Genomic DNA, 8809 nt, shown 5'->3' with positions numbered 1-8809 from the left:
GCTGATTCTTTGTTTTCTATTCATTTACAACTTTTCCTTTTTACAGGTAATGCTCTATAATTTATTCACTATTCTTATCTTCTTTATTTTGCGCTATCAGTGGAAAAAATATCAACTAAAAAAACAAATGAGTCATGAAGAATAACATAAAAGTTGAACGTGCGAAAAACGACATGACTCAAGCTCAATTAGCAGACAAAATAGGAGTTAGTAGACAAACCATTAATGCTACTGAAAAAGGCAAATACATTCCTTCTACCCTTCTTGCCTTAAAAATGGCCAAGGTTTTTAAATGCACTGTAGAAGATATATTTGAGATGGAAGACAGTGATGACAACGCTTAAAGCATAGCAAAAACTCCGTCAATCACTAAAGACATACGGTAATAGTCTAGGTTTTCCATAACATCTGTTTTTTGATGATAATGTTTATTTCTAAAAAAGGCAGTATCGGTAATCATGAGCGCAGGAAAACCAAAATGCCAGTAATTCCTATGATCAGAGAAACCAATACCCACAAGGTTCTCCGGGCCTTTAAAACGCTTGGCTTTCACTTCTACCAAGCGCTTGTACTTCCTACTCCATTTCCCAACATTTTTGTGAGCTCCTATTTTCTGAACGAGCGTTATATAATTCCCTCGCTTGCCATAGAAGAGCGATAAAAATTTTGACGGATAATCTTGTGTATGCTTTTCATCTTTGAAATACGCGATCATCTCCAGGCTTACCATAAGCTCTACTTCAACACTATCTTCTATTAAACTTTTGGCATGAATAAAACTCCCCATATTTTGGGTTCCGTAATAAGGCGGTTCTTCCAATGAATATGCCACCAGATTAACGCGTTTATTTAGAGGTTTATCCTTTAATAGTCGGGCTAATTCTAACAAGCCTACTACTCCACTTGCGTTATCATCCGCACCTTCTTGCAATCCGCACACGTCATAATGGGCTCCAATAACTGTAGCCTTCCCGTCTACAGGACCAAAGGAACAAATTACATTTTTATACTCCCTGCCATCCACGGTGAAATTCTGAAACCATACACTATCTGAATAAGCTTCGAATATGGATTTTATATAACCTGCAACCCTGTCTAATTCTTTTACATTCTTATAATGTCTATACTCTCCTGATTTTGTTATAGCTACAAAGTGATCTTTGATTATTGTTGTATCGCTTTGTTGAGCACAAGTTTCTAGTGAGCCTGCGAACATTAATATTGTAAAAAGAAAATATTTCATGGTAACTTAAGCATATTAAGACGTGTTTGACTGAATTTGCTCAACAAGATAAAAATATAATATAAGAGTTTTTAAACTAATAGTATTATTCAGACATTTGTATAAAAATAAACTTCATGCAAACCCTCCCTATTTACACGATAAAAGAGTTTAAAACTAAAACAAAGGAGTTCTACGTAAATGATTTAAGAGAACATCTGCTTACTCACCACTTCATTCACAAACCGCACAAGCACGACTTCTATATCTGTGTTTTATTCACACAAGGAAGAGGAAGGCATGAAATTGACTTTAAGAGTTACGAAGTAAAACCTGGAAGCGTATTTTTTTTGAAACCTGGTAGTATGCATCATTGGACTTTTGATGAGAAAGCAGAAGGTTATATCTTTTTTCACTCAAAGGGCTTTTACGATTTAAATTATCAAAACCGGCAGTTACACGATTTCCCTTTTTACTTTTCGTTATACAACCCACCCGTTATCTATCTCAGCAAAGAAGAACAGGATCAAAACCTTCCGTATTTTGAATTACTTATGCAAGAAGACCTTGAAGACTCTTTTTCTGCCATTAAAAGAGCTTCATTGATTGATTTAATCTACATCAATTTTGCACGCTTATACTCGGACCAACAAGGGAAGCAAGAAAGTAAAGTGAGTTATTTATTGAAACTACAAGTGTTTGAAACCTTGGTGAATCAGAACTACAAAATCCAGAAATCTCCAAATTTCTACGCAGATCAGCTCAATGTATCTATTAAACATTTGAATAGAATTGTAAAGGATACATTAAACATTACAGCCTCTCAATTTATAGCAGACCGTATCATTTTAGAAGCTAAAAAATTGTTGATACATGCCGATTATAGAGTGGTTGAAGTTGCGGATGCTCTTGGCTATGAGGACTCTTCTTATTTCATTCGATTTTTTAAAAAACATACAGGTTTAACACCGAATAAATTTACAGGTTAACGACCTATCCGAACCAGACATCTTTAATCATTTCAAATCCTGCGCGTTGATTAACCCGTTGAATGATAACTTGCTTTCCGTGCATTAACTCATCACGCATTACAGAAGAATTCAAAGTGAGGTACAAAACTTCATTTTTGATAACCATCTTTTCTGTCCTATTAGCAACGGCTTTACCCATCATTTCTTCCCAAGCATCAATAATGGTCATCTCTGCCATCTTATCATCGAGTTTATACGCCTTAAGCAATTTGTTAATTGCGTCTCCCAACGTTACTTCTCCCTTACCTCTTTCACTCATGATTAACCTCCTCTAATTCGTTCTTTTCTATTTCAAATAAACGGATGGGTACTTCAATTGCCTTGAAGATTTGCTCCACACGTTCTTTGTCTGTATCTGTTACCAAAACTTGTCCAAACTCATGCTGGTGAACCAGTTCCATGAGTCGTTGTACCCTTTCGTTATCTAATTTATCAAAAATATCATCTAACATGAGTATAGGTACAACATTTAATTGCTCTTTAAGCCATTCAAATTGAGCCAAGCGAAGTGCTGTAAGATAAGATTTTTGCTGACCTTGACTACCAAATTTCTTAATCGGGTGACCATTTATTGTAAATATTAAATCATCCTTATGCACACCCACCGTAGAATATTGTTTTCTCAAATCGTTGCGTTCAGCCTGTCTTACTAACTCCATAAAATCAGCATCGTGCAATTGACTTTTATACTCAAAACCAACTTCTTCCTTACTACCAGAAATTAAAGCATAGTACTTTTGAAAAACGGGAGTAAAATCACTTATGAAGTCTTTTCTTCTCTCGTAAACCATTTGTCCATAACGCACCAACTGGTCGTCCCAAACATCGATACTTTCTCGGTTAAAGAAACCAAAGCTTCCCATTTGTTTTAGAACGGCGTTTCTTTGCTCTACAACTTTTACGTATTTGGTAAGGTTATCTAAAAAGCCTCTATCGAACTGGGCAATGATTCCATCCATCCATTTTCGACGCAATTCACTTCCTTCAGAAATTAAATTTCTATCGTAGGGCGAAATCATAACCGAAGGGAACAAGCCTATGTGCTGTGCAAGCTTTTCGTACTCTACTTTATTCTTCTTGAATACCTTCTTGCTACCCGCTTTTACTGCACAATAGATATCTATCTTCTTTTGTTCTTTAAACCACTCTCCTTGTAGCACAAAGAATTTCTCATCAAAGTTGATATTTTGTCTATCGACAGGGTTTAAGTAAGATTTACACATACTTAAATAATGAACGGCATCCAGAAGGTTGGTCTTCCCGGCTCCATTCATTCCCACAAAGCAATTCACTTCTGGAGAAAGTTCAAACTCTGCTTGCTTGTAATTTTTAAAATTGACAAGCGATAATTTATTTAAGTACATCTAGTTTTCTTCTGTATTTTCTTCGAGTTCAACTACAGATTTATTCAATAAATCCGTCAATTTTTTCGACATATTATTGAAGTATCTTTTGGTTCTATAACCGCCAACCCAAGTTATCCCTTTTACGGCATTCGTCATAAATATTTCATCTGCAGCCAACAGGTTTTGCGGCATAATATTACACTCATACACCTTAATTCCGTTAGCCAAAGCAAGGTTAATGATCTTCATACGCATCACACCTGCCAAACAACCTTCTTCCAAACCTGGCGTATATAAAACCCCATTACTCACCACAAACAAATTAGAACTCGACCCTTCTAAAATCTCTCCCTTAGGGTTTAAAACCAAAAGGTCATCTAGCTGTTTCTCTTGTGCAGCAATAGAAGCCATCACATAAACTAAAGCATTCTTGGTCTTAAAGTTGGCCAGTATATCATTTTGCTTGCGCATTTCCATGAATAAATCAACCTCAAATCCTTTATAATTCAACGTATACGCGTTGTGCTCCATGGGGTAAACCTCAATAAAGTAATTGGCTTCATTACTTTCTGGTTTATAAGTACCTCCAATGGCTCTATCTAATGAGATTCTTACTCTTCCTCCTTGATCTATACCTGATAAATCCAGTAATTCTTGGATTTTTTCTTCAAAAAATTCTGCTGTGTAATAATTCGGAACACGGATCTTTAAAACTTTCGCTCCCTCCATCATACGATTGACGTGGGCTTCAACGTTCAAAGGTTTCCCATTGAGTACTCTTAAACTTTCGAACAATCCATCCCCGTACAAATGTCCTCTATTTCCAGACTGGATGGTTGCACCTATATTGGCTTTGACTTCTCCGTTGTTGTTGATGTAAATTTCTGACATTAATTAAAGATATATGAAATGAAAGCTTGTCCTTTTTCAAAATTAATTAAAAGAACATATACGATACCGAAAATTGCTCCTCCAAAGTGAGCGTCATGTCCAATGTTAGACGTCCCTTTCTTGGCCATGAAGTATTCATAAGCCAAATACGCTATTCCCAAAACCCAAGCAGGAATATCCCAAAACGGTAAAATGATAAAATTCAACGTTGCTCCCGGGTTCCAAAGGATGTAAGCAAAAAACACTGAAGATACAGCACCAGAAGCTCCCAAGCTCAGGTAATTTGGATTATCTGCATTTTTTGTCATTGGCCAAAGTGTAGCAAACAAACCTCCTGCTAAATATAAAATGATGTAGTGAAAGCTCCCCAAAGAGTTTCCATATTTGAAATCGAGCATATATTCAATGGCCGTTCCAAAATTGTAGAGTACAAACATGTTAAAAAACAAGTGTGTTAAATCTGCATGAACCACCATGTAACTAAAAAATCGGTAACCTTCTTTATGATGCTTTACATTATAGGGGTAAAACATCATTTTATACTTTAGGTCCCTATCCTGAAAAGCACGCCACGATATTAAGGCGGTAATGATAATAATAACAAGGGTAATCGAGAAACTCATAAAGTCGAAAATATACCTAATTTTAAGAACAAAGCTAAGGATTATGATTTTTTTATCAATCTTTCTCCATGAAATATAAGAACTACTTATTTTTCATTATTTTAGAACTAATATTCATACACTGCTATAGATTAATTGATGACGACCAATCATTAAAATAAGCGCTTAAAAATGAGAAACCTACTATTATTTACCGCTCTTTTCACCATACTGATAGGATGTAATTCTCCTACAGAGGAAAAACCTCATATTCCAACCGAACAAGAACGCTTTGAAAAGCAATTGAAAGATGCTCAATTCTCAAGCTTAAAACTCAACAGCGATCAGTTTGAATTTCTCAACGATTTTTATGCAGTTAACGATTATAAAAGAATTTGGGTAAATGATAGTTTATTACTTCCTGATGGAGATACGCTTCAACATTTATTGAACAATTACTATTTCTTTTGTACTCCCTTAAATCGCTACCAAACCTTAGCTAGTTTTCACGGATTAGATTTAGTTGAACAAGAAAATTTGATCACACTCAAATTGGCTTATTTGCTGAACGACCTTGAACAAGGATTTATAGATACCGCTCAAAGAAAGATTAAACCCTTAAATACTATTGCTCCCGAAAAACTCAACGAGTTTATCGCAAACAAAAAGGCTGCGACTTGGGAACAATCAATTCTAAGATACAGTTCACCACACGAAAAATTTACGCAAACCTTAGAAGGCATTAATAATTTTGTAAAGCACTACAAACTTGATACGATCAACTACAAAATTTCCGCTGTCCAAGAAGATTCTATTCAAAGTAAACAAGAGGCCAAGCTTGCTCTCTATACAAAAGGCTATATGGATAGTCCGGAAGTTGATGATTCTATTTACAATCTTGCCTTGATGAAATTTCAACGTATGAATGGATTGGAAGCAGATGGAGTTCTTGGAAAAAACACGGTGGAAGCACTCAATGAATCCAATGTAGATAAATACAACAGAACCATTTTAGCTTTGGATAAATGGCGTTGGAAAGATAGCTTGCCTGAGAAATATATCTGGGTGAATATTCCCGCTTACGAATTAAACCTTTACATTAATGATAGTTTAAAAAGCCAACACCGTGTAGTGGTGGGAACCAGGTATAACCGAACCCCACAATTTAAGGCTGATATGAAGACAATTGTGGCCTATCCCTTTTGGCATGTTCCCTACTCTATTTCATCAAAAGAAATACTTCCTCACTTAAAAAAAGACAGTAATTATTTAGCCAAGAACAACTACAAAATTTTCAAAGATGGCGACAGGATAGATCCATCAAAGGTAGATTGGTCTAAGATAGGTCGTAATACTTTCCCTTACCGCGTAAGACAAGATGGGGGAAGCTATAATAGTTTGGGGTTGGTTAAACTATTGTTTCCAAATGAACACAGCGTTTACATTCACGACACTCCCTCTAAGCGATTTTTTGAAAAAGCAGTTCGTTCATACTCTCACGGTTGTATTCGTTGTCAGAACCCTCTAGAATTAGCTGGATACATACTAGAAAGAGATGAAAACTTGTACAATAGAGATAGTTTGGATACCTTGATTAAAAGAAGAATTCAAAAGACCATACATTTAAACAATCCTTTTCCAGTTTACGTAGATTATATTAGTGTTGGAACTGACAGCACAAATGCCATTGTATTTTACTTAAATATTTACGGCAAAGATGAAGAATGGCTGAGTCTTTTGGAATAATAATTCATCAATAACATCAGTGGTACAATAAAATGTGGGAATCTATATAATGTCCCTAACAATCCTCTCAAAACATCCGATTCGAAACCATAAATAAAACGCGCCATACTCGTTAACACTCCCCAGACCACCATATACAAAAGCGCTGGTGTTTGAAATTTACGCGTGAAGAGGAGAAATGATGCTAAAAAATCAAAGAGTCCCATAATCATTAAAAACACTTTTATACTATCTCCTTCTAATCCCAAAATATAATTGGTCATACCCGCAAAATGACTCGGTATTGCGCCCCAACTTACAGCGAACACACCGTGACCAACAAAAGTTAAAGCCACAGCCATTCTCATGAAATTGTTGATTTTTGACATCCCGTACTTTAACACCCCTAGGTATAACAAAGGGGTAACCATCATCAACGTATGTTCTATGAATTGGTGAGGTAAAAAAGAAGATTGATAAAAACTATCACAGTTGTCCAGGAATAAAATTAAAAATGATATTCGCGCCCCAATTAGTTTATATTGAAACCTCTTGAATCCTAGTAAAACAGCACATAATATGAGCGGAACACCGAGAATTGATGTATTCAACTGACTATGGTTGAACAAGTCTTTACCATATAAAAGGTATTCAATACCTTTAGCAATTAACAAGAAAAGGCTGGCCCATTTGAGCCAGCCTTCGTATGATATACTTGTTTTAGTATTGTTCATTTTCATTCGGAAAATCTCCCGATTTGACATCCTCGATGTAACGATGGAAGGAACCTAACATTTCTTCGTAAAGGTTGTGGTATTTTCTTAAGAATCTTGGGTTAAACTCATTGTTAATACCTAACATATCATGAACAACCAACACCTGACCATCTACACCATTTCCTGCACCAATACCGATAATAGGAATGGATACTTCTTTGGCAACCTTAGCGGCAAGATGAGCTGGTATTTTTTCCAATACGATAGAGAAACAACCTGCTGCTTCTAGCGCTTTAGCATCCTCAATTAAGCGAGCAGCTTCTTCTTCTTCCTTAGCTCTTACCACGTAAGTACCGAACTTGTAAATCGACTGAGGAGTAAGTCCTAAGTGTCCCATAACTGGAATACCTGCCGTTAGTATACGCTCTATAGATTCAATGATCTCTTGACCACCTTCCATTTTCACGGCGTGTCCTCCCGACTCTTTCATAATTTTGATAGCACTAGACAAGGCTTCTTTCGAGTTTCCTTGGTAAGCACCAAAAGGCATATCAACTACTACCAATGCTCTTTCTACAGCTCTAACTACCGATGACGCGTGATAGATCATTTGATCTAAAGTAATCGGTAAAGTAGTTTCGTGTCCTGCCATCACATTCGAGGCCGAATCTCCTACCAAAATTACATCTATTCCTGCTGTATCTATGATACGTGCCATAGAGAAATCATATCCTGTTAACATGGAAATTTTTTCTCCTCTGTTTTTCATCTCCTGAAGAACATGAGTTGTAACACGCTTTGCTTTATTATTATGAACTGACATTATCTTCTGCGTTTAGTAGGCAAATTTAAAGGAATTTTAAACATTTCCGCTTATAATTAGCAACAGTATTTAACATCCATCTCAATAATTTTCTCTTAAATAAAAGGCAATACCCGCTCTAATTTCTAAGGCTGAAAAACTTAAGTCAGAACTCTGACTAATGATTCCCCTATTTCTCCATTTCTTTTTAGTGAGGTCTACTCCATAAGAAGCCTCTGCAAAAACGTTAACTGGAAAAAACTTAAGATGAAATCCTGTGGTAATTCCAACATTGAAAAATGGGTTGTTGTATTTTCTTTTCTCCGTTTCATAACCGTATAAGAAATCATCTTTTCCAATCATTAACTCCTCTGTTAATTTCGCATTTCCTCCTTCCAGTTTTAATCCGTGGTACAGGGTGAAATTCTTTACAAATACCGAATTAAACCCTACGGTTTCTGAAATACTCCATTG

The 8809-nt window shown here is 36.0% G+C and carries 11 protein-coding genes; 3 read left to right on the top strand and 8 right to left on the bottom strand.

The window, feature by feature from the left end:
• Positions 1-134: 134 nt before the first annotated feature.
• On the top strand, positions 135-344 hold the full coding sequence (locus AC22ZQ_RS09770; protein WP_318958600.1) for a helix-turn-helix transcriptional regulator: 210 nt from the start codon (positions 135-137) through the stop codon (positions 342-344).
• On the opposite strand, the gene AC22ZQ_RS09765 is transcribed toward AC22ZQ_RS09770, so the two are convergent.
• The gene (locus AC22ZQ_RS09765; protein WP_318958599.1) at positions 341-1243 is read right to left on the bottom strand and encodes a M28 family peptidase; all 903 of its coding nucleotides are present in this window, start codon (positions 1241-1243) and stop codon (positions 341-343) included. The genes AC22ZQ_RS09770 and AC22ZQ_RS09765 overlap by 4 nt on opposite strands.
• Before the next feature lie 116 nt (positions 1244-1359).
• On the opposite strand from AC22ZQ_RS09765, the gene AC22ZQ_RS09760 reads away from it, so the two are divergent.
• The gene (locus tag AC22ZQ_RS09760) at positions 1360-2211 is read left to right on the top strand and encodes an AraC family transcriptional regulator (protein ID WP_318958598.1); all 852 of its coding nucleotides are present in this window, start codon (positions 1360-1362) and stop codon (positions 2209-2211) included.
• A gap of 4 nt (positions 2212-2215) precedes the next feature.
• Here the strand turns inward: AC22ZQ_RS09760 and AC22ZQ_RS09755 are convergent, their stop codons facing one another.
• The 4 genes from AC22ZQ_RS09755 to AC22ZQ_RS09740 are packed head-to-tail and all read right to left on the bottom strand — an operon-like array spanning position 2216 to position 5113.
• Positions 2216-2512, bottom strand: coding sequence for a DciA family protein (locus AC22ZQ_RS09755; protein ID WP_318958597.1), 297 nt, complete (start codon positions 2510-2512; stop codon positions 2216-2218).
• On the bottom strand, positions 2505-3617 hold the full coding sequence (recF, locus tag AC22ZQ_RS09750) for a DNA replication/repair protein RecF (RefSeq protein WP_318958596.1): 1113 nt from the start codon (positions 3615-3617) through the stop codon (positions 2505-2507). The genes AC22ZQ_RS09755 and recF overlap by 8 nt, the downstream gene beginning before the upstream one ends.
• Positions 3618-4490 carry an aminotransferase class IV gene (locus AC22ZQ_RS09745; protein WP_318958595.1) on the bottom strand — a complete coding sequence of 291 codons (873 nt, stop codon included), beginning with the start codon at positions 4488-4490 and terminating at the stop codon, positions 3618-3620.
• Positions 4490-5113, bottom strand: a complete 624-nt coding sequence (locus AC22ZQ_RS09740) for a rhomboid family intramembrane serine protease (protein WP_318958594.1) — start codon at positions 5111-5113, stop codon at positions 4490-4492. The genes AC22ZQ_RS09745 and AC22ZQ_RS09740 overlap by 1 nt, the downstream gene beginning before the upstream one ends.
• A gap of 171 nt (positions 5114-5284) precedes the next feature.
• Between AC22ZQ_RS09740 and AC22ZQ_RS09735 the strand changes: the two genes are divergently transcribed.
• Positions 5285-6838, top strand: coding sequence for a L,D-transpeptidase family protein (locus tag AC22ZQ_RS09735; RefSeq protein WP_318958593.1), 1554 nt, complete (start codon positions 5285-5287; stop codon positions 6836-6838).
• On the opposite strand, the gene AC22ZQ_RS09730 is transcribed toward AC22ZQ_RS09735, so the two are convergent.
• From AC22ZQ_RS09730 to AC22ZQ_RS09720, 3 genes are all read right to left on the bottom strand, one after another.
• Complete coding sequence (locus tag AC22ZQ_RS09730; protein WP_318958592.1) at positions 6799-7551, bottom strand: hypothetical protein; 753 nt, start codon at positions 7549-7551, stop codon at positions 6799-6801. The genes AC22ZQ_RS09735 and AC22ZQ_RS09730 overlap by 40 nt on opposite strands.
• Positions 7538-8356 (bottom strand): 3-methyl-2-oxobutanoate hydroxymethyltransferase, encoded by an 819-nt coding sequence (panB, locus tag AC22ZQ_RS09725; RefSeq protein ID WP_318958591.1) that lies wholly within the window; start codon positions 8354-8356, stop codon positions 7538-7540. The genes AC22ZQ_RS09730 and panB overlap by 14 nt, the downstream gene beginning before the upstream one ends.
• Positions 8357-8437: 81 nt before the next feature.
• Positions 8438-8809 (bottom strand): hypothetical protein (locus AC22ZQ_RS09720; RefSeq protein ID WP_318958590.1); only part of this gene is annotated, 372 nt, incomplete at its 5' end.

Source organism: Lishizhenia sp. (assembly GCF_057456495.1).
Note: the sequence above shows the minus strand (reverse complement) of the source record. Positions and strands in the feature narration are given on the sequence as shown.

What these genes read in the sequence shown, in the direction of transcription:
- AC22ZQ_RS09760 (WP_318958598.1), top strand. Translation starts at nt 1,360, where the DNA reads ATGCAAACCCTCCCTATTTACACGATAAAAGAGTTTAAAACTAAAACA.
- AC22ZQ_RS09755 (WP_318958597.1), bottom strand. Translation starts at nt 2,512, where the DNA reads ATGAGTGAAAGAGGTAAGGGAGAAGTAACGTTGGGAGACGCAATTAAC.
- AC22ZQ_RS09740 (WP_318958594.1), bottom strand. Translation starts at nt 5,113, where the DNA reads ATGAGTTTCTCGATTACCCTTGTTATTATTATCATTACCGCCTTAATA.
- AC22ZQ_RS09745 (WP_318958595.1), bottom strand. Translation starts at nt 4,490, where the DNA reads ATGTCAGAAATTTACATCAACAACAACGGAGAAGTCAAAGCCAATATA.
- recF (WP_318958596.1), bottom strand. Translation starts at nt 3,617, where the DNA reads ATGTACTTAAATAAATTATCGCTTGTCAATTTTAAAAATTACAAGCAA.
- AC22ZQ_RS09730 (WP_318958592.1), bottom strand. Translation starts at nt 7,551, where the DNA reads ATGAACAATACTAAAACAAGTATATCATACGAAGGCTGGCTCAAATGG.
- panB (WP_318958591.1), bottom strand. Translation starts at nt 8,356, where the DNA reads ATGTCAGTTCATAATAATAAAGCAAAGCGTGTTACAACTCATGTTCTT.
- AC22ZQ_RS09735 (WP_318958593.1), top strand. Translation starts at nt 5,285, where the DNA reads ATGAGAAACCTACTATTATTTACCGCTCTTTTCACCATACTGATAGGA.
- AC22ZQ_RS09765 (WP_318958599.1), bottom strand. Translation starts at nt 1,243, where the DNA reads ATGAAATATTTTCTTTTTACAATATTAATGTTCGCAGGCTCACTAGAA.
- AC22ZQ_RS09770 (WP_318958600.1), top strand. Translation starts at nt 135, where the DNA reads ATGAAGAATAACATAAAAGTTGAACGTGCGAAAAACGACATGACTCAA.